Below are 24,143 nucleotides of genomic sequence, written 5' to 3'. Positions count from 1 at the left end.
GGCCGGCCGGACCGATGAGGCCCTGTCAGTTCGCGCTCTCCGTGGTGGAGGGTGCGGGGGTGTGCCGGTGCGAGCGGACCACGGCGAGGTAGTCCGCCGCCAGGCGGTGGCAGTCCCCCGGCCAGCGGGCGGAGACGTAGTTGCCGTCCCGCACGGTGAAACCGCGGCCGGGGTGCGCCGCGGTGTCCCGGACCGGCAGCGGCGGGCCGGCCAGGAAGTGGCCCGGATCGGCGAGGGCCGCGGTGACCTCCGCCTGGACCGTCGCCGGGTAGGTCCGGTAGTAGCGGCCCAGCCACAGCCGGGTCAGGTTCCAGGCGGTCAGTTCCAGCAGCGAGGTCAGGGCCGTGGTCCGCCGCCCGTGGAGCACCGACCGCCCGGTCGTGGGGTCCTTCGCCCGCGCGGCCAGCAGCACACCGTGACACACCGCCCCCACCGGCAGCCCCAGCAGGAAGACCCTCGCGAACAACCGCTGCGCGGCCGGGTCCTCCAGCAACGTACGCATCCCCTGAGCGTGCCCGCCGGGTACGAACAGCCCCGTCAGGACGGCCGGATCGACCTCGGCGTAGGACAGCGGGGCACGGAACCGGGGGTCCTCGGTCAGCTCCCGGTAGGCCGCCAGCTCGGCGCGCCGGGTCATCAGCCACGGGGAGAGCCACGAGAAGCCGGTGTCCGTCAGCCGGCGGTCGGCCAGTGCGACCCGCCCGTCGGGCGTCGCGAACCGCACGTCGTACCCGGCGTCGCGCAACGCGGCCCAGGGCACGGCCGCCTCGGTCGGGTCGTAGCCGGACGAGGGCAGCAGAAAGACGATCACAGGGTGCTCCTTCGGGGTGCGCATGCGGCGAACCGGCCGCGGACCGGCGTGTCTGCGGGCGGGCCTGCCGCAACGGGCAGCCCGACCCTAGGGGCCCCGCCGGGCCCGGTCATTGACCCTGGCGGCCACCTCGTTGACTCCCCGGCCCCGCGGCCGGTTGACGACGGGTCGCGCCCGGCATTGACTGGCCGCCATGCCCAGCACCGAGCCGTCCACCGTCGCCGCGTCGTACGCGCGCGCCGTCCTGAGCGCCACGCCGGACGGCACGGCCGGCACGGCCGGGCCCGATGCCTGGGCCTCGCCCGCGGACCGGCTCCCGTTCAGCGAGGTGCGCGCCCTCTGGGACACGGTGATCGGCACCCGAGGTGGCGACCCGCACGCCGGTCTCCGCGTCGGGGACGGGATCAGGCCGGGCAGCCTGCACGTCCTCGGCCATGTGGTGCTCACCTGCGCGAGCCTCGCGGAAGCCGCCGAGGCGGCGGTCCGCTACCACCCCCTGGTCAGCCAGGCCGGCACGGTCTCCCTGGAACGCGGCGGCGAGGCCACCCGTATCCGGTACCGGCCGACCGTCGACCCCGCCAGCATGCACCCCCAGCAGGTGGAGGCGATCGTCGCCGGCATGGTGCGGGCCGCCCGCTGGATCGCCGGGGACGGCTGGGCGCCGCGGTCGGTGTCGTTCACCCACGCCCGGACCGGCTCCGCCGAACCGTACGCCCGGGTCCTCGGCTGCCCCGTCGCCTTCGACGCCGCCGAGAACGCGCTCACCGTCGCCAACGGCGACCTCGACCGGCCCCGCGCCCCGCGCCCCGCACGATCCCGCACTCGGCGCGCTGCACCGCGCCTACGCCGACCGGCTGCTGCGGGAGCTGTCGGCCTCCGTGACCCGCGCGGAGCAGGTCCGGCAGTGGCTGGAGCAGGCCCCGCTCGACGGCACCGGCCTCGCCGACGCGGGCCGGGGCGTCCACCTCAGCCCCCGCACCCTGCGCCGGTCCCTCCAGGAGGAGGGCACCTCCTGGAGGGCCCTCCTCGACGCCGCCCGGCACCGCCGGGCCCGTCGGCTGCTGGAGACCACGGACCTGCCGCTCGACCGGGTCGCCCCGCTCGTCGGCCTGAGCGGAGCCACGGCCCTGGTCCGCGCGTTCACCCGGTGGGAGGGCATCACGCCCGGCGCGTACCGGGCCCGGGGCGCAGGCTCCGGGTGAACACGGTCACGGTCGCGCTCATGCCGTCCCGGAGGCGCAGGAAGGACACAGTCCGCGGTAGGTGACCTCGACCGCGGACACGATGAAGCCGAACCGCTCCTGCGGCGGCAGTTCGGCCGGCGTACCGGTCGCACGGACGTCTCGGATGGTGCCGCAGCCCGTGCACACCAAGTGCTGGTGCGGGTGGTGCGCGTTGGGGTCGAAGCGCTTCACCCGGCCCTGTACGGAGACCTCCACCACCTCACCGATCGAGACCAGCTCGCCCAGGGTGTTGTAGACGGTCGCCCGGGCGATCTCGGGCAGCCGCTGCGCCGCGCGGGCGTGCACCTCGTCGGCCGTGAGGTGCACATGATCGCCGTCGAGGACCTCCACGACGACACGCCGCTGGGACGTCATCCGCCAGCCGCGCCCCCGAAGTCGCTCCAGCAGGTCACTCATATCGGCTCACCTTTTCGAATCGGCGGGACAACAGAACGTTAGCGGCGAATTCCGAGTGTTTTCTACGCGCCCACGCTCTGCGTGTTCTCGCGGCGGCGGGCCCTTCGGTGCGCGACCATACGGACGCGCCGACGCAAGCAGCCAGCAGATGGAAACATCGACACAGGAAGAAGGACGGACGTGTCCGGCAGCGACAGCGAGAACCCAGTAATCCCTGCCCCGACCCCCGCGCCGACTCGCCCCAGGTCGAATCGGGACTGGTGGCCGAACCAGCTGGATCTTCAGGTTCTGCACCAGAATTCGCCCTTGTCCAATCCGATGGGCGACGGTTTCGACTACGCGCAAGAGCTCGCGACCCTGGACCTCGACGCCCTGAAGCGGGACGTCTTCGAGGTGATGACGGCGTCGCAGGACTGGTGGCCCGCGGACTACGGCCACTACGGGCCGCTCTTCATCCGGATGAGTTGGCATGCCGCGGGAACGTACCGCATCGCCGACGGACGGGGCGGCGGCGGAGCCGGCGCCCAGCGGTTCGCCCCTCTCAACAGCTGGCCGGACAATGCGAGCCTCGACAAGGCGCGCCGTCTGCTCTGGCCGGTCAAGCAGAAATACGGTCGGAAGATCTCATGGGCCGACCTTTTGGTGTTCGCCGGCAACTGCGCCATGGAATCGATGGGTTTCAAGACGTTCGGTTTCGCTTTCGGGCGGGAGGACGTCTGGGAACCCGAGGAGATTTTCTGGGGGCCCGAGGACGCGTGGCTCGGGGATGAGCGCTACAGCGGCGACAGGGAACTCTCCGGCCCTCTCGGCGCCGTTCAGATGGGGCTGATCTACGTCAATCCGGAAGGGCCCAACGGCAACCCGGACCCGGTCGCCGCCGCCCGGGACATTCGCGAAACGTTCGCGCGCATGGCCATGAACGACGAGGAGACGGCCGCGCTCATCATCGGCGGCCACACCTTCGGCAAGTGCCACGGTGCGGTCGGTGCCGATTACATCGGGCCCGAGCCCGAGGCCTGCCCGATCGAACAGCAGGCCCTCGGCTGGAGGAACACCTACGGCAGCGGCAGCGGCTCCGACGCGGTCACCAGCGGGCTGGAGGGCGCGTGGACCACCGATCCGACGAAGTGGGACAACGGGTACCTGGACAACCTGTTCCGGTACGAGTGGGAGCTGACCACGAGCCCGGCCGGTGCCCAGCAGTGGACTCCCAAGGATCCCTCGGCCCGGGGCACGGTGCCGGACGCCCATGATCCGTCGAAGCGGCACGCGCCGATGATGCTGACGACGGACCTCGCGCTGCGGATGGACCCGGTCTACGCACCGATCGCGAAGAGCTTCCACGAGAACCCGGACAAGCTCGCCGAGGCGTTCGCCAAGGCCTGGTACAAGCTGCTGCACCGCGACATGGGTCCGATCTCGCGCTACCTCGGCCCGTGGGTCCCCGAACCGCAGCTGTGGCAGGACCCCGTACCCGAGGTCGATCACGAGCTGGTCGCGGACGAGGACGTCGCCGCCCTCAAGCGCACGATCCTCGCCGCGGGGCCGGCGCTCCCCCAGCTGGTCGCCGCCGCCTGGGCAGCGGCGTCGAGCTTCCGCGGCACCGACAAGCGGGGCGGGGCCAACGGGGCCCGGATCCGGCTCGCGCCGCAGAAGGACTGGGAGGTCAACGACCTGCCCGAGGTGGCCGAGGTGGTGCGGACCCTGGAGGGGGTCCAGCGGGACTTCAACCAGGCGCAGTCCGGCGGGAAGAAGGTTTCACTCGCCGACCTGATCGTGCTGGGCGGCTGCGCGGCCGTCGAACAGGCCGCGAAGAACGCCGGGTACGACATCGTGGTGCCGTTCGCACCGGGGCGCACGGATGCCTCGCAGGAGCAGACCGACGTGGATTCCTTCGCCGTCCTCGAACCCAAGGCGGACGGTTTCCGCAACTACCTGCGGGCGGGCGAGAAGCTGTCGCCGGAGGCGCTTCTGCTGGACCGCGCCAACATGCTGAACCTGACCGCCCCCGAGATGACGGTGCTCGTCGGCGGCATGCGGGCCATGAACACCGGGTTCCGGCAGGCCCCGCACGGCGTGTTCACGGACCGCCCGGGGTCGTTGACCAACGACTTCTTCGTCAACCTGCTCGACATGGGGACGCAGTGGAAGGCGTCGGAGTCGGCGGAGAACGTGTTCGAGGGCCGGGACCACGCCACGGGCAAGGTCCGGTGGACGGCGACCGCGGTGGACCTCGTCTTCGGTTCGCACGCCCAGCTCCGGGCGCTCGCGGAGGTTTACGCGTCGAAGGACGCGGGAGAGAAGTTCGTCCGTGACTTCGTCTCCGCCTGGGACAAGGTGATGAACCTCGACCGGTTCGACCTCGCCTAACCGGGCCCGACGGGCGGGCGGGCCGGCCGACGGCCGGGCCCGCCCGTGCGGTTCCGTCGGGCGCGGTTCGTCCACAGGGGCCGGTGGAAGGGTAGGGACCCGGCGTACGGTCTGCCGACCGGCCGGGCCCCGTCCGAGGGGCCCGTACCTCCTCGACGTCCTGACTCGAACGGGAGCCCGCCGATGCGCCTCTACGCACAGACCCCCGCACGTCGCAACCGCCAGGTACTCGCGGACCTGATCGCCGTGGGCCTGATCGCCGCCGCGGTGTGGTTCGCGCTGGCCGTCCACGACGCGATCATGATGCTGGCCGAGCCGGGGCGGAGGGTCGAGAGCTCGGGCGACAGCCTCGCAGGCGGACTCGCCGACGCCGGTGACGCGGCTTCGAACGTGCCGTTCGTCGGCGACCTCCTGAAGAAGCCGCTCCAGTCCGCGGCCGATGCCAGTACCGGGATCGCCGATGCCGGACAGTCGATGCAGGACGCCGTCGGCCAGCTGGCCACGCTGACCACACTGGCTCTGATCGTCCTCCCGGTGGCCGTCGTCCTGCTGCTGTGGCTTCCCGCGCGCCTGCGCTGGATCCGGCGCGGCGCCACCCTGCGGCGCCTGTTCGACGCGCCCGGCGGCGCCGACCTGCTCGCCCTGCGCGCCCTGACCGGACCGCTGGGCGACCTCGCCGCGCTCCCCACCCCTGCGGGCGGTCTCGCCGACGCCTGGCGGCGCGGGGACGAGCACGTCATCGGCGAGCTGGCCGAGGTCGCCCTCCGGCGGGCCGGCCTGCGGCCCTGACGGCTGTCAGCGGGCGCGGAGGCGGCGGTGTTCGAGGGCCGCGGCGAGGGCGTAGGCGCCGCCGCCCCCGATGGCGAGGACCCAGTAGAACGCGGGGGCGGCGAGCGCGAGTGCCGCGGTGGAGGTGATGGCGAGCCAGACGCCGAGGCTGTAGTGCAGCACGTTGCGGCGTACGGCGCCTTCGGCGAGGTAGAGCAGGCCGACGACGAGTCCGGAGCCGGCGGGCCACAGGACCGACTGGAGTTCCGGGTGGTCGAGCACGGACGTCAGGCCGGTGATGGCGAGGAACAGCGCGGTGAAGGCGGTGATCCAGGCGGCGCCGAGCAGCTTGCCGGAGAGGACCTCCGGTGCGGTGGCCCCGTGCTGGGCCCGCAGGGCGGCGAGGGTGGCCAGGGCGATGCCGGTCACGAGCCCGAGGCCGAGGAGGGCCAGGGGAAACCAGCCGGGCAGTTCGAGCAGGGGTGCGGCGCCGTGGGTGGCCGCGGCCGCGCCGTGGCCGAGTAGGTAGGCCAGCCCGAAGCTGACGTAGGCCGCGCGGTTGTCGACCTCGCGCGGGCGGCGGGCGGGGTGGTCCGAGGCGACGGGCGGCGAGAGGGTGGTGTGGCTGGACACGGTGGAAACCTCCATCGGGGGCGGCGTGGTGGGGGGCGGGGCGGGGCTTGCGGTCAGGCGGTCTGTTCGGCGCGTGCCTTCAGGCTGTCGAGCCAGCTCTGCAGGGAGGTCCGCAGGGCCGTGGTGAGTTCGTCGACCGCGGCGTCGACGGGGTCACCGCTCCACGACTCCTCGGTGTGGACGGTGACACCGGCACCGGCACCGGACGCTTCGAAGGTCCACACGTGGATGCCGACGATGCCGTCGACGGTCCCGCCCCAGACGATCCGCTGTCCGGGGACGAGTTCGAGGAGGGTGGAGGTGATCCTCAGCCCGTGGGTGAGCCAGGTGAAACGGCTGCCGACCTCCAGCGGGCCGTCCAGCCGGGCTTGGTCGACGCCGCCGTTCCAGGCCGCCCAGTTGTCGATGTCGGTGTGCAGCTCCCAGACGGTGGCGGGAGGGGCGTCGATCGCCGTCGAGAGGCGGACGACGACGGGGGCCGTGGTGTCGATGGTGGTGTGCATGGATGTGTCCTTGTCGGTCGTCGGGTGGTCGGATCGGGTACGGGATCAGGTGGCGGGCGCGTGTTCGGCCGGCCGGTCCTGCGGGGAGGGCGTGGCGGGCGCGGGGACGCGGCGGGAGCAGCGGAGCGGGCGGGTGAGCGGCACCGCGAGGAGTGCGGTGGCGGCCAGGACCGCGGCGGAGACCCCGAAGGCGGCCCGGTAGCCCGCGGTGAGGGCTTCCAGGTGGGGCTGGTGCGTGGCGGCGTGGGCGGTGACGGAGCCGGCCAGGGTGGCGAGGGCGGCGAGACCGATCGCGCCGCCGACCTGGCGGGTGGTGTTCACCAGTCCGCCGGCCAGGCCGGTGTCCTGCCGCGGTACGCCGTCCACGGCGAGCGCGGTGAGCTGGACGAAGGCGAGGCTCAGGCCGAGGCCGACCAGGACGCTCGGGCCGAGGGCGTCGACGAGATAGCTCCCGTCCGCTCTCATTCGTGACAGCCACAGCAGCCCGGCGGCCTCGGCGAGCAGGCCCGTGGTCAGGGTCGCCGTGGTGCCGATGCGGGCGGCGATGCGGGGCGCGAGGATCGCGCCGAGCATGTTGGCGACGGCGAGCGGGAGTTGGCCGGCGCCGGTGGCCAGCGGGCTCATGCCGAGGACCTGTTGCTGGTAGAGCGGGAGGAAGAAGAACAGGGCGATCCATACGGACCCCAGCAGCGCCATCAGCAGATTGCCCGCGGCGACGCGGCCGGCCGTGAACAGCCTGGCCGGGATCAGGGCGTCCGGTCGGCGGCGTTCGACGAGGACGAAGACCGTGAGCAGCACGGCGGCGCCCAGGAGGGCGGCCAGCACCCCGGCGTCGGTCCAGCCCTGGGCGCGGGCGCTGGTCAGTGCCCACACCAGGCAGGTCAGGGCGAGGGTGACGGTCGCGGTACCCAGCAGGTCGAAGCGCCCGGAGCCACGGGTGTCGGCGCGGGGTACGAGCGCCGCGACGGCGACGAGGACCAGCGCCGTACCGAGCGCGACGGCGTGGAAGAGCCAGGTCCAGCCCCATGCCTGGGTGAGTACGCCGCCCAGCAGGACGCCGCCCGCTCCGCCCGCGCCGGAGACGGCGCCCCACACCCCGAGGACCCGGCCCCGACCGGGGCCGGGCGGGAACAGGTCCATCGCCAGGGCGAGTGCGGCGGGTGCGATGGCGGCGGCGCCGATGCCCTGCACGGCGCGGGCGGCGATCAGCAGGCCCGGCGAGTCGGCCAGTCCCGCCGCCAGCGAGGCTCCCGCGAACACCGCGAGGCCGGCGATCAGTACCCGGCGGCGGCCGAGCAGGTCGCCCGCCCGGCCCCCGGCCAGGAGCAGCGCGCCGAAGGCCAGACCGTAGGCGTTGACCACCCAGGTGGTGCCGCCGTCCGACAGGCCCACTCCGGAGCGGATCTGCGGCAGCGCCACGTTCACGATGGAGGTGGCGAGCATCACGGTGAACTGCGCTGCGGCCAGTGCCGCGAGGGCGGCTCCCTGGCGGGGTGGGGCTCCGGGTTCGTTCTTCGTGCGTCCGAGGTTCATGGCGCACAGCCTCGGGGCGGGCGGCGTCCATATTCCATGCCCGACAGGGGCGGTCACTGTCCAGTCGTGTCCGCCCCTGTCCACTCGGCCTTGCCGCGCGCGTCCGTCAGCGCAGCGGGGTGAACTCCCGCGAGGCGATGAAGGACGGGCGCCGGACCGGGGCCGCGAAGGGCTCCGCGGGCAGGTTCTCCACGCTGTTGAACACCAGGAAGACGTTGCTGCGGGGGTAGGGCGTGATGTTGTCCCCGGAACCGTGCATCGCGTTGCAGTCGAACCAGGTGGCCGATCCGGCGGCCCCGGTGAACTGCCGGATGCCGCAGGCGGAGGCGAACCGCGTCAGGGCCTCGGGGGTGGGCGTTCCGGCGTCCTGCATCTGCAGCGACTTCTTGTAGTTGTCCTTCGGCGTCGCGCCCGCACAGCCGAGGAACGTCCGGTGCGAACCCGGCATGATCATCAGGCTGCCGTTGGTCGTGTGGTTCGGCGTGAGGGCGATGGACACCGAGACGGTGCGCATGCGGGGCAGGCCGTCCTCGGCGTGCCAGGTCTCGAAGTCGGAGTGCCAGTAGAAGCCGCTCGCGCCGAAGCCGGGCTTGGCGTTGATGCGGGACTGGTGGACGTACACGTCGGAACCGAGGACCTGCCGGGCCCGGTCGGCGAGCCGCGGGTCGGCGGCGAGCCGTGCGAAGACCTCGCTGATGCGGTGGACCTCGAAGACCGAGCGGACCTCGCCCGATCCGGGCTCCACGATGGCCCGTTCGTCGGCCCGGACGGCGGGGTCGCTCACCAGCCGGTCCATCTCGGCCCGGTACTCCTCGACCTCATCCGGGCCGATCAGCTGCTCGGCGGTGAGGAAGCCGTCGCGTTCGAAGTCCTCGAGCTCGCGCGCCCAGAAGGGTCCCGGGGTGCCGGGTTCGGACCACACGACGGGGTCCTTGCGGCCGATGAGGACTTCTTCGGAGCCCCGGGTGGGGTACAGGTCGGCGAGGGTGCGTTCGGAGACAGTGGTCATGGTGGTGCTTGCCTCTCCTCTCGGTGTCGGTGGGTTCCTGCGGGGTCGGTCAGACCGGGTCCGGTTCGGTGAGCAGCGGGTACACGCCGTTCGCGTCGTGGTCCTCGCGGCCGGTGACCGGCGGGTTGAAGACGCACAGGCAGCGGAACTCGCGGACGACGCGCAAGGTGTGGCGCTCGTGGCCGTCGAGCACGTAGACGGTGCCGGGCGTGATGGTGTGCTTCTCGCCGGTCTCCTCGTCGGTGAGTTCGGCCTCGCCCTCGACGCACACGACCGCCTCGACGTGGTTCGCGTACCACATGGACGTCTCGGTGCCGGCGTACAGGACGGTCTCGTGGAGGGAGAAGCCGACGCGTTCCTTCGCCAGGACGACGCGCTTGCTCTCCCAGGTGCCCGACGCCGACCTGACGTGGCGGTCGGTGCCCTCGATGTCCTGGAAGGATCGGACGATCACGGTGGTGCTGCCTTTCGTGGTGCCGGGTCGTTACGGTCGGGGCCCGGTGGTAGCAGGTGGGGTGGGACGGCGGGTCAGCCCGTCTCGCGGACGGAGCGCGCGAGGATGTCGAGGCCCTCGTCGAGCTCGTCCGCCGACACGGTGAGCGGCGGCAGCAGCTTGACCACCTCGCTCTCGGGCCCGGAGGTCTCGACGAGCAGACCGTGCTCGAAGGCTCGGTGGCACACCTCGGCGGCGCGCTCCTTGCGGGTGAACTCGATGCCCCACACCATGCCGCGGCCGCGGTACGAGGCGCCGTCCCGCTCGTGGTCGGCGCACAGGTCCACGAGCGCCCGCTCGATGCGGTTGCCCTGGACACGGGTGCGTTCGCGCAGGACACCGTCGCGCCAGTACGTCCGGAGTGCGGCCGTCGCCGTGACGAAGGCGGGGTTGTTACCGCGGAACGTGCCGTTGTGCTCGCCCGGCTCCCAGATGTCGAGCTCCGGCTTGAACAGGCAGAGCGACATGGGCAGTCCGTAGCCGCTGATGGACTTCGAGACGGTGACGATGTCCGGTGTGATGCCCGCCTCCTCGAAGGAGAAGAAGTCACCCGTGCGGCCGCAGCCCATCTGCACGTCGTCGACGATCAGCAGCATGTCCCGGCGGCGGCACAGGTCGGCGAGGGCGCGCAGCCACTCCGCGCGCGCCACGTTGACCCCGCCCTCGCCCTGTACGGTCTCGACGATCACGGCGGCCGGGTCGTTCAGGCCGGATCCGCTGTCCTCCAGGAGCCGCTCGAACCAGAGGAAGTCCGGGACCCGGCCACCGAGGTAGTTGTCGAAGGGCATGGGCGTGCTGTGGACCAGCGGTATGCCGGCACCCGCGCGCTTGAAGGCGTTGCCGGTGACGGCGAGCGAGCCCAGCGACATCCCGTGGAAGGCGTTGGTGAAGGAGACGACCGCCTCGCGCCCCTTGACCTTGCGCGCCAGCTTCAGCGCCGCCTCGACGGCGTTGGTGCCGGTGGGGCCCGGGAACATCACCTTGTACGGCAGTCCGCGGGGGGCGAGGACGGTGGAGTGGAAGGTCTCCAGGAAGGCCCGCTTGGCGGTCGTCGACATGTCCAGGGCGTGCGTGATGCCGTCGCGCGCGATGTAGTCGAGCAGCGCCTGTTTGAGCACGGGGTTGTTGTGCCCGTAGTTGAGGGAGCCGGCGCCTGCGAAGAAGTCCAGGTAGGAGCGGCCGTTCTCGTCGTAGAGGCGGCTTCCTTCGGCGCGGTCGAAGACGACGGGCCAGGCTCGGCAGTAGCTGCGCACCTCCGATTCGACGGTGTCGAAGACGGTCGGCACGGGTGCTGTCGTGGTCAAGGGGGGATGCCTCTCCTGCGGTGTCCGGAGACGGACGGTGGTGGACGTGGTGGTCGGTGTTCGGTGGCGCTCGCGGTGGTCAGCGGGCCAGGGGCGCGATGCGGTGGAGCACCTCGGCGTCGTGGTGTCCGGCGCCGCCGGGGAAGTGCTCCTCACCGAAGAGGACTTCCCGGGCGAGGTGGGCGCCGTGGCGTTCGGCGTAGGACGCGAACAGCCGCTCCGAGGCGGTGTTCCCGGGGCTGATGGTGGTCTCCAGCGCGTCGAGCACGTGCTCGGCGGCGACCCGTGCGGTGAGGTGGTCGAGGAGGTACCCGGCGATGCCCTGCCCGCGGGCGTCGGCGTCGACGGCGACCTGCCAGATCAGCAGGGTGGCCGGGGTGTCGGGCCGCAGGTACCCGGTGACGAAGGCGACGGGCCGGCCGTCGCCGTCGCGGGCGACGGCGGAGGTGGCGGCGAAGTCGCGGCACCAGAGCAGGTAGCTGTAGGGGGAGTTGACGTCCAGCGTCTTCGCATCGCGGGCGATGCGCCAGAGGTCGGGGCCGTCGCACAGGTCGGGGCGGTCGGCCCGGATTCCGGGTGGGTTCGTCGCGGGGGCGGAGGTTCGGGGGCGGGTGGCCAGGTCTGCATGAGCACCGGTCATGCGGGCCGAAGCTACCGAGCATCGGCCGAAAAGACATGCGCGAACGGGGTTCCGTCCGCAGTGCCTTCGTGTTATCCGACAGTGGCCCCGAGGTGGGCCGGACCCACCCTCCACCACGGAGAAAACCAGCATTTATCAGGGCAAGCTATCCCAAATTTTGAGAAAGTAACGGAACTATAACGTCTTCGCCCTGTGCCATATGCGCGGTGTGAAAGCCACGACATTCGGCTGTTCCCCCGTTTCGGCTCGGGAGAACGGGAAAGGCGAGTCGCCCGTCCCGGCCCGGCGCCGGGCCGGGACGGGCGCCGCCCTCGGCCGCGGCCCGCCTCCGTTGCGCCTGCGGCTGTGACCGGGGCTACGGCCGGCTGTCGAGCCAGCTCAGGTCGTGGGCGTAGAGCACCCGCTGACAGAAGTCCGCGCCGTCCGGATCGCCGGGGCCCGGGTTCGCCCGGCAGTCGTCCGCCGAGCCCGGACGGTGTTCGGAGAGGGACCACAGGCGTCCCGTGCCGCGCTCGACGTACAGGTCCTCGGCGCCCCGGGCGGTCTTGACGGCCTGCCCGTTCTGGACGAGCCGCCCGTCACTCCATTGATAGCGCCACAGATTGCCCGGCTCGTCCGTGCCCTTGGACTCGTTCACGTACAGCGTGCCCTTGTACGCCGCCGCGCCCTGGGCACCGCCGTTGGCCAGGGGCAGGTAGTTGGCCCAGCCCTGGGCGGTCACATCCGCGGAGCGTCCCTCCAGAGCCGCGACCGGGTACGAGGCGATGCGGCCCGTGGAGGGGTAGCCGCTCTCCGGACGGCAGTACTCACCCATGATGAGCCGGTCCGGGACCGTACTGCGGTCCAGGGAGATGTAGGACGCCTTCGGTGCGCCGGTGGAGACACAGGCGTAGGAGCCCTTGGGGTTGCTCTGCGCCGCCTTGAACTTCCACGCCGCCACCTGCGGCATGACGTAGCGGTAGCCGAAGCTGTACCAGACGTTGTCGTGCCGGCCGACCTTCGTCTTGTCCTCGACGTCGGCGGTGGTCCTCACCCCGTCGGAGTCGGTGCCCATCGGGTCGTGCGTGGCGGGATCGTTGTCCGGGTCCAGGTCCATGATGAGGCGCATGTCGAAGACGCGCAGGCCGCCCCGCGTGTCGGCGACGTAGAGGTAGTTGCCGTACCAGACGATCCCGCCGGCGTGGACGCCCTTCTGGATCGGGTACTCGCCGGCGTGCAGGCCGTCGAAGGAGACGTGGTCGGCGGAGTTCACGTAGGTCCAGCCCAGCAGGACGTGCCGGTACTTGATCTCGGGACTGCCGGTGGCCGGGTTGTTCCGGCTCTGCACGAAGGTGATCCGGACGCCCTTCTGGTTGCAGGCGTCGTTGTCCTCCAGCTCGGCCGCGGTGCAGTCGCCGGCCGCCGGGTTCGGGTCGCTCTCCCGGCCCGGGTCCCAGCCGTCGTAGGAGGCGAACAGCTGGATCTTCCCGGCCGCGCCCCAGAGTTCGTTGACCTTGGCGTCGGAGACGCCGGTGAAGCCCTGAGGGATCCACTCCCGCGAGACGGAGTCGTCGTCCTTCAGGCAGTACTTGACGGCGGGGTCCGGGGCGGCGGCGAACGGGTCGCGGGAACACCCCGGCTCGATGGGGCGGTTCGCCGCGGCCAGCAGGTCCTGCACGCCCGACTCGGGCAGGACCGAGGCCAGGCGGGAGACCCGCTCGGCCGTCTCGGCGTTCATCTCGCCGGGCGACAGCGTGAAGTCGCCCGGCGAGGCGGCGCCACCGGGTACGGCAGCGGCGCGGGTACCGAGGGCCGAGAGGGCGCCCTCGGTGGCGCGGGGCTCCTGGATCCAGGAGCCCGGCTCATCGGGCGGCAGGTCCTTCGCCGTCGCCGGTCCTGCGAGACCGGTGAACGCGAGCGCCGCCGCGGCGGCGGCCGAGAGCCACGCGCGACGTATTCGACTTGAGGGCATGCGGGGGTTGCTCCGTTGCTCGTGCGACAGGTGAGTCAAGCGGAGGTTTCCAGAACACTTGCGCGGAACGCAAGGGCGATCGATTCATCAATGAACCTGCTGAGCAGGCCAGTTGACGAGAACCCTCAACCGCGGGGGTCGCGCCACATGGGCCAGAGGGTCGGTCCGCCCCCGGGGATCCGGATCTCGCCGGTGACGCGGAAGCCCAGCCCTTCGTAGAAGGGGACGTTGGTGTCCTTGCTGGACTCCAGGTAGACGGGTTGTCCGAACCGGTCGCAGTCGGCCAGTTGCTGACGCAACAGCGCCGAACCGACACCCATGCCCTGGAGTCCCCGGTCCGTCCCCACGGAGGGCAGGTACCAGTGCGGTGTCCGCGGATGGACCTCGTGCATCGCGTTCTGGATCTCCCCGGCCCGCGGCATCCTGCGGAGGCCGAAGACACCCGCGTACCGAGGGAGCGCCGCCAGGTCCTGGAGCGGGGAGGGCTTCCAGCGCTCCGGTCCCGACCACAGCGCGGCCGCCAGCAGCCGTCCCTCGCCCGTCGCGGCGACCCGGACGGCCCCGGCGCGCGGCCGCTGCCGGCGCTGGGCCAGCCGGAAGTACCGGGCGATCCTGCGTTCCCGGTCTGCGGCGGGGACCATCCAGGCCATGACCGGGTCGTCGGCGAAGGCGCGGGCCAGGAGCGCGGCGACCGGCCCGGCCTCGGCGGGCCGGGCGAGGCGGATCCCGTATCCGGCCAACGACGGTGCTGGACGTGAGCTCATGGGGCCACGGTAGGCAGCGGGGCCGGGCTGCCCCGGCCCCGCTGGACGGACACGCCGTACGGGCCCACCCGCCTGGACGCCGCCGTACGGGCGCTGCGTGTCCTGCGCGACGGTGCCGCCCCGCTGCGCCCGGCCGTGGGGACGGCGAGGAGCGGCAAGGGGGATCGGCAGAGGGAGCAGGTCAGGAAGTGCGCTGCAGGGTCCAGGTGTTGGGGTTGAAGCTGGGGACGGCGGAGTAGCGACAGCCACTGGAGTAGTAGGTGTTGGTGATGGTCCATCCCGCGGGCGGCCAGGTGGACGCGCAGGCGGCGACCTGGGTGCCGACCGGGTAGCCTCTGAGGTCCTTGATCTGCTTGGTGTTGGGCGTGAAGCCGGAGCCGCAGCCGCCGCTGTTCCACCACTGGGCATCCACCCAGCCGTCCGGGGTGAGCGTGCTGGAGCACATGGTGAGGGTGTCACCGGGTGCGGCCGATGCGGGGCTCGCGGAGATGGCGAGGGCGGTGACGGCCATGGTGGCCAGAGCGGCGGCGTATCGGGTGCGGATCACGGGGCGTTCCTCCTGGGCGCGCCGGTGTCGCCGCCGACCGTCGGCGGGCCGTGCGGCGCCGTGTCCATTGCTATCCGACCGGACAAGACTCCGGAAAGTCACCTTCTGGGCAGAACTCTGCGACGGTTTAACGCCGCCGCGGCCCTCACCGGTCAGTAAGATCGAGGAATGTCTGACACGACCGAAACTACGCCCGGCTGGCTTACCAGGGACGAGCTGGACATGGCCCGGGCCCAGATGCCGATCCTGTACGTCGAGGCCGTCCCCGTACGCGTGGACGAGACCGGCGAAGTCACCTCCATCGGACTGCTGCTGCGGATCGGCACGGACGGGACGATCAGCCGGGCGCTGGTGTCCGGCCGTGTCATGCACCACGAGCGGATCCGTGACGCGCTGCTCCGCCACCTGGAGAAGGACCTGGGCCCCGTGGCCCTGCCCCACATTCCCGCATCCCTCCAGCCCTTCACCGTTGCCGAGTACTTCCCCACGGCGGGCATCACCCCCTACCACGACCCCCGCCAGCACGCGGTGTCACTCGCCTACATCGTGCCGGTGACCGGTGACTGCCGTCCTCGGCAGGACGCCCTGGACCTGGTCTGGTTCAGCCCGGAGGAAGCGCTTTCGGCCGCTGTGCAGGGCGAGATGCCGGGCGGCCACGCGGCACTGCTGAAGCAGGCCCTCGCGCACGTCGGGCGGACGTACTGAGCTCCCGGCGCTCCGCATGACACGCCCCGTGCCCGGCGAGCCCACGCCGGGCACGGGGCCTTCCGCGTCCAACGGACCCGACGCGCCCACGGGGCCTACGGGGTCTGGGTGGGGGTGAACCTCGTGAGGATCAGCAGGGTGTCGACGAGGTCCTCGGCGGGCGCGCCCGTCGCCAGGCGGCGCAGCTGCTGCCCGAAGACCAGGGCGACGGCCACGCCCGCCAGGCGTTCGGGGTCCGCCACACCGAGGTGGGTCAGGATCCGGGTGGCCAGCAGGTCGTAGGCCGCGAAGCACTCGGCCGCGGCGGCGCGCAGCCGTTCGTCGCGCCCGGCCTGGACGTACAGCTCGAACGGCGCGATGTGGCGGCTGTCGAAGGCGTTGCCGCCCGCGACCTGCGCCACCACCTCCGCCGCCTGCCCGATGTCGAACTGCTCGTCGGAGCACTCGTCGGCGAGCGTCGTGAAGTGCCGGGTCTCCTCGGCCACGAAGTGCAGCAGGCTCTCGCGCAGCAGCTCGTGCTGGGTCGCGAAGTGGTAGGTGACGGAACCGAGGGAGACGCCGGCCTCCTTGGCGATCCGCCGGTTGGTGACGGCGGCGATGCCGTCCTGCCCGATGATCCGCAGTACGGCGTCGATGATGCTCTGGCGGGTGTCGGAAGCATGGGGCATGGCGTAATTCTGCCCCATCGCCCGACTCCGCCGCCCTGGCGGGACCGGGGAGCCGGTGCCGGCCGGGGTGTGGACAACGCACCATGCCATCCCTACTGTTCGTTCGAACGAACAACTGACGTACGCCGCACGGGAGTAGTCGTGGACATATCCGGATCGAACGTTCTGCTCACCGGTGCCACCGGAGGCATCGGCGCGGCCCTGGCCGCACGCCTGACCGCGCAGGGCGCCCGGCTCACCGTCACCGGGCGGCGGGAGGAAGCCCTCAAGGCCACCGCCGACGCGTGCGGAGCCCGCACCGTGGTCGCCGATCTGGCCGTCCGGTCCGACGTCGTACAGCTCGCCGAGAGCTGTACGGACGCGGACATCCTCGTCGCCAACGCCGCCCTGCCCGCCAGCGGCGACCTGCTGGACTACACCGAGGACCAGCTCGACCGCGCCCTCGACGTCAACCTCCGCTCGCCCCTGCTGCTGTCCCGGCTGCTCGCCGAGCCCATGGTGGCCCGCGGCCGCGGGCACATCGTGCTGGTCGGTTCCATTTCCGGCAAGGCGGCGACCAAGTCGACCTCCCTGTACAACGCGACGAAGTTCGGGCTGCGCGGCTTCGCGCTCGCGCTGCGCCAGGAGCTCAGGGGTACGGGGGTCGGCGTGTCCCTGGTCCAGCCCGGCTTCGTCCGCGACGCCGGGATGTTCGCCGCCACCGGTGCCAGCACACCGAACGGCATCCGGACCGTCACGCCCGGGCAGGTGGCCGACGGCGTCGTACGAGCGGTGCGCCGCGACCTGTGCGAGGTCAACGTCGCGCCGCTGGAGCTGCGCCTGCTGAGCGCTGTCGCCGGGCAGTTCCCCGGGTTCGCCGAGCGCGTCCAGGCCCGGTCCGACGCCGACGGGACGGTGCGCCAGATCGTCGATGCCCAGCGCTCACGCCGCTGAGGGCCGTCTCTTCCGGATCCTGCCGGGCCCGCATACCCCCCGCACCGCAGTTCCGCACGCCTTCCCTTCCACTCCACGTGAACGGAGAGCACGGCTGTGCCGAGTGAACACCTCCCGAGTGATGCGCCCGACCCCGGCCCGCAGTTCGAGCGCAGGTCCCTGCTCCGATTAGGGGCCCTGCTGGCCGCGGGCGGAGCCGCCGCGCTCGTTCCCGCGCCGGTCGCGCACGCCACGACGCGCGGCCAGGGGACCGACACGGTGACCACCAGCTACCAGGGCCACTCCCCCCAGGGCAGCGACCAGTGGGCGTACGTCGCCTTCGACGTCCCCGCCGGGGTCCAGCGGATCTCCGTCGCCACCACCCACGACGCCGCCGCCGGGATCCTGGACCTCGGCATCTTCGGCCCGTCCGGCTTCCGCGGCTGGTCGGGCGGCGCACGGTCCGGCTTCACCCTGTCCGCGGCGGACGCCACCCCCGGGTACGCGCCCGGTCCCGTCGAGCCCGGCAGCTGGTCCGTCATCCTGGGGCCCATGGTCGGCGCCGCAGGCGGGATGGCCTGGCAGGTCGACGTCACCCTGCACCACGGGGACCCGCTGCCCCGGGCTCCGTACGACATCCTGCCGACGGCGGTGGCCGGGCGGGGGCCCGGCTGGTACCGGGGCGACCTGCACCTGCACAGCGTGCACTCCGACGGGCAGCGCACGGTGGACGAGATCGTCGCGGCCGCCCGCCAGGAGGGCATGCACTTCATCGCCACGTCCGACCACAACACCAGCTCCACCGGCGTGACCTGGCGCGGCAACATCCCGGCCGACCTGCTGGTCATCAACGCCGAGGAGGTCACCACCCGCCACGGCCACTGGCTGGCGGTCGGTCTGCCGCAGGGCGAATGGGTGGACTGGCGCTACGGCCCCGCGAACCCGGGGGTGTTCGAGAGCCATGCCCGGCGCGTGCACAGCCTGGGCGGACTGACCATTGCCGCCCATCCCCTCACCCCCGCGGCCGGATCCTTCTGGGAGTTCGGCCTCGACCGCGTGGACGCGCTGGAGGTGTGGAACGGGCCCTGGACCCTGGACGACGCGGCCAACATCGCCGCCTGGCACGTCATGCTCTGCCTCGGCAAGCGGGTCGCCGCCGTCGGCAACAGCGACGCGCACAGCCCCGCGGACGCCGTCGGCCGCCCCCACAACGTGGTGCACGCCGCCGGTCTGTCGACGGCCGCCGTACTGGACGCACTGCGCCTGGGCCGGTCCTACGCCGTCGAATCCGCGGCGGTGACCCTGGACTTCACCGCCCGGGCCGGCGGGGCGGTAGCGGGACCCGGCGAGGAGCTGCCCCTGTCGTTCTTCGACGCCGTCGACGTGACCCTGAACGTGACGGGCGCCCCGGACAGCATCGCCACGCTGTACACCGAGTGGGGGATCATGGCCGCCACCTGGATCGACGGCAGCGGCCGGGGGCAACTGCGCTGGCGCGGCTGGGGCAAGGCCTCCATGTTCGTCCGCGCCGAGGTGCGCCGGCCCAAGCCCGCGTCCACCACGTTGGACCAACTGGTGGCCATCACGAACCCGGTGTGGTTCTACTCGGCGCAACTGCCCCCGTACGACGTCGAACAGCGGGTGCTCTTCCACGCCGAGCGCCGCCCCGACGGCGCGTGGAGCAGCATGCGTCCGCTGCCGGGCGCCGAGGGCGCCGGATCGTTCGCGGGGGTGCAGAGCGCCGCGGCCGGCCTGGCGGACGGCTCGGTCGTGGTGCTGGGCATCGCGCCCGACAACGGTCTGTGGCTGACCACCGTACGGGGTTCGGCCACACTCCAGCCCTGGCGGCGCGTCGCGGGTCCGGACGGCTCGACCGGATTCACCGTGCGCGAGGCCGACATCGCGGCCTTCCCCGACGGGACCTGCCAGATCGTGGTGACGGCCATGGACGGCACCACCTACCACCAGCTCCGGCGCGCCGACGGCGGGTTGCCCGGGTTCCGGCCCCTGCCCGGACTCACCGCGAAGAGCCGCTGGGGCGCGACGAAGGTGTCGATCACGGCCATGCCCGACGGGTCCGCCCAGCTGCTGAGTTACGGCACGGACGGTGCCATGTACCACTGCGTGCGCGGGCGGGACGGTACGTGGACCCCCTGGGGCCGGCCGGCCGGCTACAACGGGGCCCCGACGTTCGCCGGACCGGCCCTGGCGATCACCGGGATGCCCGACGGGTCCGCGCAGGTCCTCGCGATCGGGCTCGACGGGATCGTGTACCACCAGCTGCGGCGGGCGGACGGCTCCTGGACCGGGTTCCGGCCCCCGCGGGGCGTCACCACGCCCACCATGGGGGCGAGCGCCGTCGGCATCGCGGGGACGCCCGACGGCTCCGCCCAGGTGGTGGCGGTGGGGCTCGACGGACGGATCTGGCACAACGTCAGGAGGGCGGACGGCTCCTGGACTCCCTTCGCGCAGATACCCGGCCCGAACGGCAGGGACGCCTTCCCGGCAGGGCAGGTCCGCATCACCGCCCTGCGGGACGGCTCCACGCACGTGACGGCCGTCAGCGCGGGCTGATGCCCCGCACCGGTCCCCGCACCTGTCCCCGGCCGTCCGGTGCGGGGTTCCGGGGCGGGGGCCGGGACCGGGGCGCGCCCGGGTCGGCGCGGGCGCCGCATCCTCACTCCTGCCGCAGGTTCGTGACCAGCTCGCGCGGCAGCCCGTGGGTGTCGTGGAGGTAGTGGAAGTCCTCCCGGGTCAGCGGGCCCCGGAACCGGGGGCGGGCGAGCACCTGCCGTCCGCGTTCCAGGAGCCGGCGGAACCGGTGCTCCTCCTCCAGCAGGAGCCGGACCACATCGTCCGGCTCCATGTCCTGCCGGAAGCGGTCCAGGGTGTGCCGCACCAGCTCGTCCGGCAGATCCCCGATGCCGCGCGAGGGGTCGTCCCGCCACAGCAGGGTGAGCACCCGTCGCACCAGGCGCCGCAGGACGTACCCCCGGCCGGTGTTGGCCGGGCGCACGCCGTCCCCGAGAACCACGACGGCCGAGCGCAGGTGGTCGCAGACCACGCGCAACGACGTCTCGTCCAGGGGCCACACGGACGGCACGAGGCTGCGCCAGGGGTCGAAGACGTCGCAGCCGAACACGGACGGCTTGCCCTGGAGCAGTGAGGCGAGCCGCTCCAGGCCGAGGCCGGTGTCCACGTTGCGCCGGGGAAGGGGCACGAGGGAACCGTCGCCGAGCCGGCGGTGACTCATCGTCACGTGGTTCCACACCTCGACCCAGCGGTCGTCGCGGGTGGGTGTCGACCGGGGCGGGCCGTCACCGCTCCACAGGAAGATCTCCGAGTCGGGGCCGCACGGTCCGACGGGGCCGTTGGACCACCAGTTGTCCTCCACGGTGAGCTCGACGGGCACGCCGCGGTCCTGCCACAGCCGCAGGGAAGCGGTGTCGGGCCCGGTTCCGGTCCGTTCGTCGCCGGCGTGGACGGTGGCGTACAGCCTGCCGGGATCGATGCCCAGTCCCTCGGTGAGGAGCCCGTACCCCCAGTCGAGACTGACCGGGCCGTCGTAGTCGCCCAGCGACCAGGTGCCGAGCATCTCGAAGACCGTGAGGTGGGTGGGGTCGCCGACCTCCTCCAGGTCCGTGGTGCGCAGACAGCGCTGGAGGTTGACGAGCCGCCTGCCCAGCGGGTGGGGCCGGCCCTCCAGGTACGGAGTGAGCGGGTGCATGCCGGAGGTGGTGAAGAGGACGGGGTCGCCGGGCGGTGGCAGCAGCGTCGAGCCGACGATGCGGCGGTGGCCGCGTTCCTCGAAGTACTCGACGAACGTCTCGGCCAGCCGGTCGGTATCCATGGGGTGACTCCTTCGCATGAGAGCGGGAGAGGCACCGGAGAACGGGACCGTCCGGTCTCCGGCCGGGGCGGCGGGGCCACGGCACGACCGACGGACCGTTGTCCGGTCGCCGGGGAGAGGGGAGGGGTGCGTCAGGCGGCGGCAACCGGCGAGCTGGTCGCTCGCGCGGTCGCGGTGTTGCGGGGGCCGTTGACGTTCATGCGGGTCACCATAACGCGGGACCGCCACCGGGGCGCAGGCATTTCCCACCGGCGCCCGGGGCGTCCCGGCTACCGGGTCCCGGTCTCCTTCACCACCCACGCCAGATATTCCTCCGAGGCCGCGGTGGTCGGCAGCACGATCCACTGCGGCACCTCGTTCGGATGGCGCTCGTGCACCCACGTCTGCAGCTCGGCGACCTTCTCCGCGGTCGTCTGGAAGGAGATCCGGTACCCCCGCTCGTGCTGCACGGCGTCCTTCCACCAGGAGAAGGTGGTCATCCGCGCGTCGACGTGCGCACCGGCCGCCAGCCGGGCCTCCACCGCGGCCCGTCCGATCTCGTACGCCTTGTCCTCGTCGCCCACGGTCGTCTGCACGATCACGATGCTCGCCATGCCGGTCCTCCTCGATAGGTTCCGGCCACCCTACGGCCGGTGTCCCCGCCGCCCGGGCGGAGGTCTCCTGGTGAGGATCGGCTCGCGTCGTCAGGTGCGTTCGAGCATCCGGCGGCGCAGGGTGTCGTAGATGGGTTCGCTCCCCAGCCGGTTCGCGGTCACCGTCGCGGCGAAGCACGCGATCAGCAAGGGCAGCAGGAGCACGCCGGCACCCGTCATCTCCACGACCAGGACGGCGCCGGTGAGGGGGGCCGTACGACGCCCGTGAACACGGCGGCCATCCCCACCACCGCGAACGCGGCCGGACCGGCCGAGCAGGCGGGCAGCAGCGGGGAGACCAACGCGTGGGTGAGCATGCCCCACAGGACCCCGAGGGCCAGCAGCGGAGCGAACAGTCCGCCGGGAGTCGCGGCCGCATAGCTCAGCGGGCCCGCCACGAAACGGACGGCGAGGCAGACCACCAGCGCCGCCACCGTCATGGTCCCGCCCGTCAGCAGGTGCTCGCTCAGCTGGTCACCGCCGCCCGTGAGCAGGGGGTCGAGGGCCATCAGCGCGCCGACCCCGGCGCCGATGGCCGCCGCGCGGGCGACGAGCGGCACCCGGGTGAGCCGGTCGCACACTTCCAGGGTCCTTACGACCAGGGCGCTGTACGCGGCGCCCAGCGCCCCGGCCGTCACCCCCGACAGCATGAAGACCGGCAGCATCCACAGCGGTGGGGCGGGGACGGCCGAGAGCGGGAAGACGAGCCCGTCACCGACGACGAGCTGCGAGACGGCCACCGCCGTGACGGTGCCGACGAGCGTCAGGAGCACCAGACGGGGGCGGACGGTGCCGGTCACCTCCTCGCAGACGAACACCAGTCCGCCGAGCGGTGCGGTGAACGCCACCGCCAGGCCCGCCCCGCCGAGCGCGGCGTGCAGCATGCGGGCGTCCTCGGGCTCCAGCCGGCCGCGCCGGCCCGCCGCGGTCCCGATCGCGGCGCCCATGTGGACGATCGGCCCCTCCCGGCCCAGGACCAGTCCCGAGCCGATCGCGATGAGGCCGCCGAGGAACTTCGCCGGCACCAGCCGGGCCGTACTGGCCTCGGCCTCCTGCCGCCACTCGGCTTCCACGTGCTGGATCCCGCTGCCCGCGGCGTGCGGGACCCGCTGCGCGATCAGGCAGGCCAGCGCGGCGCCCGCGGCCGTGAGGATTACGGGAATCAGCCACCCGGCCGCTCCCGGGCCGGCCGCCACGTCCAGCACCGCAATGCGCAGTCTGTCGGCGCGCTCCAGGCACCACCGGAATCCGCCGCCTACCAGCCCCACCAGAGCGCCCGCCAGGCCCGCGGTCACGAAGGCGGGGCGGCCTCCTGCCCGACCGGGCCGAACACCGGGCATGCGGTGCACCCGTCAGTGCTGGGGCAGGTGGGTCTTGGCTTCCTCGTACGTGCCCTCGCCGGGTGCGGCGGCCACGGCGTAGAAGAGGTTCAGCACACCGGTCCGGAAGGTCTCGGCGGACACCAGCTCCAGCGGGACGGGCGGCGCACCCTCATCGAACAGGCGCTGGCCGCTCCGCACGGCGATGGGGTGCAGCAGGAGGTTCAGCTCGTCCAGGAGCCCGGCGGCCAGCAACCGGCGTACGACGGAGACCGAGCCGCTGATCCAGACGGGTGTTCCCGTGTCCGGCTCGTTCTTCAGCGCGGTGACGGCCTCGGTGAGCCCGCCGGCGGGCTGTTCGGAGTTCCGCCAGGTGAGGTCGAGCCGGCTGTTCGACACCACGATCTTGCGGGCGTCACCCAGCACTTCGGCGAAGGGCGCGTCCTCCCCGCCCGCCGCTTCCCGGTCCGGCCAGGCACCCGCGAAGCTGTCGTAGGTCCTGCGCCCGAGCAGCAGGGTGTCGGCCCTGCCGAGGGTCGCGTCGACGGCCGCCCCCATCTCCTCGTCGAAGTAGGGGAAGTGCCACTGGTCGGGCGCCTCGACGACCCCGTCGAGCGAGATGAACAGCTGCGCCTTGATCTTCCTCATACCGGTCTCCGGGAGCTGCTGGTCGGTCCGTTCGCGTACGGCCCCCCGGAGCAAATACGGTGTCGTCCGGCGGAGCTGCCGGCCCCGGGGACCACGGCCTCGCGCTCGGCCGGTACACGGCACGTGCCCGCAGGCGCGGGCCCGCCACACCCTCGGTGTGGCGGGCCCGCGTCCCGTTCACCCACGAGTCCGGTGGACTCGCCGGAGCGGGATCAGATCCGGTCGTCCTTGTCGCGCAGGGAATCCTGGACGCCGCGGGCTCGCTTCTCGGCTTCGGTCATGGCTTCCTTCGCCTTGCCCTTCGCCTGGTCCGTCTTGCCCTCGGCCTTCATCCGGTCATTGCCGGTGACCTTGCCGACGGCCTCCTTGGCCTTGCCCTTGGCCTGGTCCATCTTTCCCTTGTCAGCCATGTGAACTCCTTGTTGAGAAAACCCTGACGACGA

24 protein-coding genes and 2 pseudogenes are annotated in these 24,143 nt (G+C 72.3%); 7 read left to right on the top strand and 19 right to left on the bottom strand.

Going from position 1 to position 24,143, the window contains the following annotated elements:
- Positions 1 to 25: 25 nt before the first annotated feature.
- Both OG373_RS36555 and OG373_RS36550 read right to left on the bottom strand, forming a co-directional pair.
- On the bottom strand, positions 26 to 811 hold the full coding sequence (locus tag OG373_RS36555) for a type 1 glutamine amidotransferase domain-containing protein (protein ID WP_405442989.1): 786 nt from the start codon (positions 809 to 811) through the stop codon (positions 26 to 28).
- 87 nt (positions 812 to 898) lie between these two features.
- Complete coding sequence (locus OG373_RS36550) at positions 899 to 1,159, bottom strand: hypothetical protein (protein ID WP_405442987.1); 261 nt, start codon at positions 1,157 to 1,159, stop codon at positions 899 to 901.
- On the opposite strand from OG373_RS36550, the pseudogene OG373_RS36545 reads away from it, so the two are divergent.
- Positions 1,140 to 1,544 (top strand): annotated as a pseudogene (locus OG373_RS36545) (AraC family transcriptional regulator ligand-binding domain-containing protein); the annotation flags it as partial. The gene OG373_RS36550 and the pseudogene OG373_RS36545 sit on opposite strands and share 20 nt — an antisense overlap.
- Positions 1,545 to 1,689: 145 nt before the next feature.
- Positions 1,690 to 2,013 carry a helix-turn-helix domain-containing protein gene (locus OG373_RS36540; protein ID WP_405442985.1) on the top strand — a complete coding sequence of 108 codons (324 nt, stop codon included), beginning with the start codon at positions 1,690 to 1,692 and terminating at the stop codon, positions 2,011 to 2,013.
- 18 nt (positions 2,014 to 2,031) lie between these two features.
- On the opposite strand, the gene OG373_RS36535 is transcribed toward OG373_RS36540, so the two are convergent.
- The gene (locus OG373_RS36535) at positions 2,032 to 2,451 is read right to left on the bottom strand and encodes a Fur family transcriptional regulator (protein ID WP_405442984.1); all 420 of its coding nucleotides are present in this window, start codon (positions 2,449 to 2,451) and stop codon (positions 2,032 to 2,034) included.
- A gap of 180 nt (positions 2,452 to 2,631) precedes the next feature.
- Here OG373_RS36535 and katG point away from each other — a divergent pair, with 180 nt between their 5' ends.
- Entirely contained in the window at positions 2,632 to 4,821 is a 2,190-nt protein-coding gene (katG, locus tag OG373_RS36530) for a catalase/peroxidase HPI (protein ID WP_405442982.1), read from the top strand.
- 183 nt (positions 4,822 to 5,004) lie between these two features.
- On the top strand, positions 5,005 to 5,610 hold the full coding sequence (locus tag OG373_RS36525; protein ID WP_397734643.1) for a hypothetical protein: 606 nt from the start codon (positions 5,005 to 5,007) through the stop codon (positions 5,608 to 5,610).
- Positions 5,611 to 5,616: 6 nt separating this feature from the next.
- On the opposite strand, the gene OG373_RS36520 is transcribed toward OG373_RS36525, so the two are convergent.
- From OG373_RS36520 to OG373_RS36475, 10 genes are all read right to left on the bottom strand, one after another.
- Complete coding sequence (locus OG373_RS36520) at positions 5,617 to 6,222, bottom strand: ABC transporter permease (protein ID WP_405442981.1); 606 nt, start codon at positions 6,220 to 6,222, stop codon at positions 5,617 to 5,619.
- Between the two features lie 53 nt (positions 6,223 to 6,275).
- A complete protein-coding gene (locus OG373_RS36515) occupies positions 6,276 to 6,725 on the bottom strand; it encodes an SRPBCC family protein (RefSeq protein WP_405442979.1) in 450 nt (149 codons plus the stop codon).
- A gap of 45 nt (positions 6,726 to 6,770) precedes the next feature.
- The gene (locus OG373_RS36510) at positions 6,771 to 8,258 is read right to left on the bottom strand and encodes an MFS transporter (protein ID WP_405442977.1); all 1,488 of its coding nucleotides are present in this window, start codon (positions 8,256 to 8,258) and stop codon (positions 6,771 to 6,773) included.
- Positions 8,259 to 8,364: 106 nt separating this feature from the next.
- Positions 8,365 to 9,267 (bottom strand): ectoine hydroxylase, encoded by a 903-nt coding sequence (thpD, locus tag OG373_RS36505; protein ID WP_405442976.1) that lies wholly within the window; start codon positions 9,265 to 9,267, stop codon positions 8,365 to 8,367.
- A gap of 49 nt (positions 9,268 to 9,316) precedes the next feature.
- Positions 9,317 to 9,721 (bottom strand): ectoine synthase, encoded by a 405-nt coding sequence (locus tag OG373_RS36500; RefSeq protein ID WP_405442974.1) that lies wholly within the window; start codon positions 9,719 to 9,721, stop codon positions 9,317 to 9,319.
- A 74-nt stretch (positions 9,722 to 9,795) separates the two neighbouring features.
- Complete coding sequence (gene ectB / locus OG373_RS36495; protein ID WP_405442973.1) at positions 9,796 to 11,064, bottom strand: diaminobutyrate--2-oxoglutarate transaminase; 1,269 nt, start codon at positions 11,062 to 11,064, stop codon at positions 9,796 to 9,798.
- Between the two features lie 79 nt (positions 11,065 to 11,143).
- A complete protein-coding gene (gene ectA, locus OG373_RS36490) occupies positions 11,144 to 11,704 on the bottom strand; it encodes a diaminobutyrate acetyltransferase (RefSeq protein WP_405442972.1) in 561 nt (186 codons plus the stop codon).
- A gap of 355 nt (positions 11,705 to 12,059) precedes the next feature.
- Entirely contained in the window at positions 12,060 to 13,655 is a 1,596-nt protein-coding gene (locus OG373_RS36485; RefSeq protein ID WP_405442971.1) for a hypothetical protein, read from the bottom strand.
- 125 nt (positions 13,656 to 13,780) lie between these two features.
- Positions 13,781 to 14,419 carry a GNAT family N-acetyltransferase gene (locus OG373_RS36480; RefSeq protein WP_405442969.1) on the bottom strand — a complete coding sequence of 213 codons (639 nt, stop codon included), beginning with the start codon at positions 14,417 to 14,419 and terminating at the stop codon, positions 13,781 to 13,783.
- A 181-nt stretch (positions 14,420 to 14,600) separates the two neighbouring features.
- Positions 14,601 to 14,966 carry a hypothetical protein gene (locus OG373_RS36475; RefSeq protein ID WP_405442967.1) on the bottom strand — a complete coding sequence of 122 codons (366 nt, stop codon included), beginning with the start codon at positions 14,964 to 14,966 and terminating at the stop codon, positions 14,601 to 14,603.
- Between the two features lie 168 nt (positions 14,967 to 15,134).
- Here OG373_RS36475 and OG373_RS36470 point away from each other — a divergent pair, with 168 nt between their 5' ends.
- Complete coding sequence (locus OG373_RS36470; RefSeq protein ID WP_189967211.1) at positions 15,135 to 15,671, top strand: NUDIX hydrolase family protein; 537 nt, start codon at positions 15,135 to 15,137, stop codon at positions 15,669 to 15,671.
- 95 nt (positions 15,672 to 15,766) lie between these two features.
- Here the strand turns inward: OG373_RS36470 and OG373_RS36465 are convergent, their stop codons facing one another.
- Positions 15,767 to 16,339, bottom strand: a complete 573-nt coding sequence (locus tag OG373_RS36465; RefSeq protein ID WP_398679559.1) for a TetR/AcrR family transcriptional regulator — start codon at positions 16,337 to 16,339, stop codon at positions 15,767 to 15,769.
- Positions 16,340 to 16,480: 141 nt separating this feature from the next.
- On the opposite strand from OG373_RS36465, the gene OG373_RS36460 reads away from it, so the two are divergent.
- Positions 16,481 to 17,272, top strand: coding sequence for an SDR family NAD(P)-dependent oxidoreductase (locus tag OG373_RS36460; RefSeq protein WP_405442965.1), 792 nt, complete (start codon positions 16,481 to 16,483; stop codon positions 17,270 to 17,272).
- A 96-nt stretch (positions 17,273 to 17,368) separates the two neighbouring features.
- Entirely contained in the window at positions 17,369 to 19,825 is a 2,457-nt protein-coding gene (locus OG373_RS36455; RefSeq protein ID WP_405442963.1) for a CehA/McbA family metallohydrolase, read from the top strand.
- 103 nt (positions 19,826 to 19,928) lie between these two features.
- Here the strand turns inward: OG373_RS36455 and OG373_RS36450 are convergent, their stop codons facing one another.
- From OG373_RS36450 to OG373_RS36430, 5 genes and pseudogenes are all read right to left on the bottom strand, one after another.
- The gene (locus OG373_RS36450; RefSeq protein WP_405442961.1) at positions 19,929 to 21,101 is read right to left on the bottom strand and encodes an alanine--tRNA ligase-related protein; all 1,173 of its coding nucleotides are present in this window, start codon (positions 21,099 to 21,101) and stop codon (positions 19,929 to 19,931) included.
- A gap of 269 nt (positions 21,102 to 21,370) precedes the next feature.
- The gene (cutA, locus tag OG373_RS36445) at positions 21,371 to 21,694 is read right to left on the bottom strand and encodes a divalent-cation tolerance protein CutA (protein WP_405442960.1); all 324 of its coding nucleotides are present in this window, start codon (positions 21,692 to 21,694) and stop codon (positions 21,371 to 21,373) included.
- 90 nt (positions 21,695 to 21,784) lie between these two features.
- Positions 21,785 to 23,073, bottom strand: a pseudogene (locus OG373_RS36440) (ClC family H(+)/Cl(-) exchange transporter).
- A 12-nt stretch (positions 23,074 to 23,085) separates the two neighbouring features.
- Positions 23,086 to 23,700 carry a dihydrofolate reductase family protein gene (locus OG373_RS36435; RefSeq protein ID WP_405442958.1) on the bottom strand — a complete coding sequence of 205 codons (615 nt, stop codon included), beginning with the start codon at positions 23,698 to 23,700 and terminating at the stop codon, positions 23,086 to 23,088.
- A 212-nt stretch (positions 23,701 to 23,912) separates the two neighbouring features.
- Positions 23,913 to 24,110: a CsbD family protein gene (locus tag OG373_RS36430; RefSeq protein ID WP_030387853.1), complete on the bottom strand. Its 198-nt coding sequence runs from the start codon at positions 24,108 to 24,110 to the stop codon at positions 23,913 to 23,915.
- Positions 24,111 to 24,143 lie beyond the last annotated feature (33 nt).

Source organism: Streptomyces avidinii, from assembly GCF_045161815.1.
GTDB classification, from domain to species: domain Bacteria; phylum Actinomycetota; class Actinomycetes; order Streptomycetales; family Streptomycetaceae; genus Streptomyces; species Streptomyces avidinii.
The sequence above is the reverse complement of the archived record's forward strand: the minus strand, read 5'-3'. Positions and strand labels throughout refer to the sequence as shown.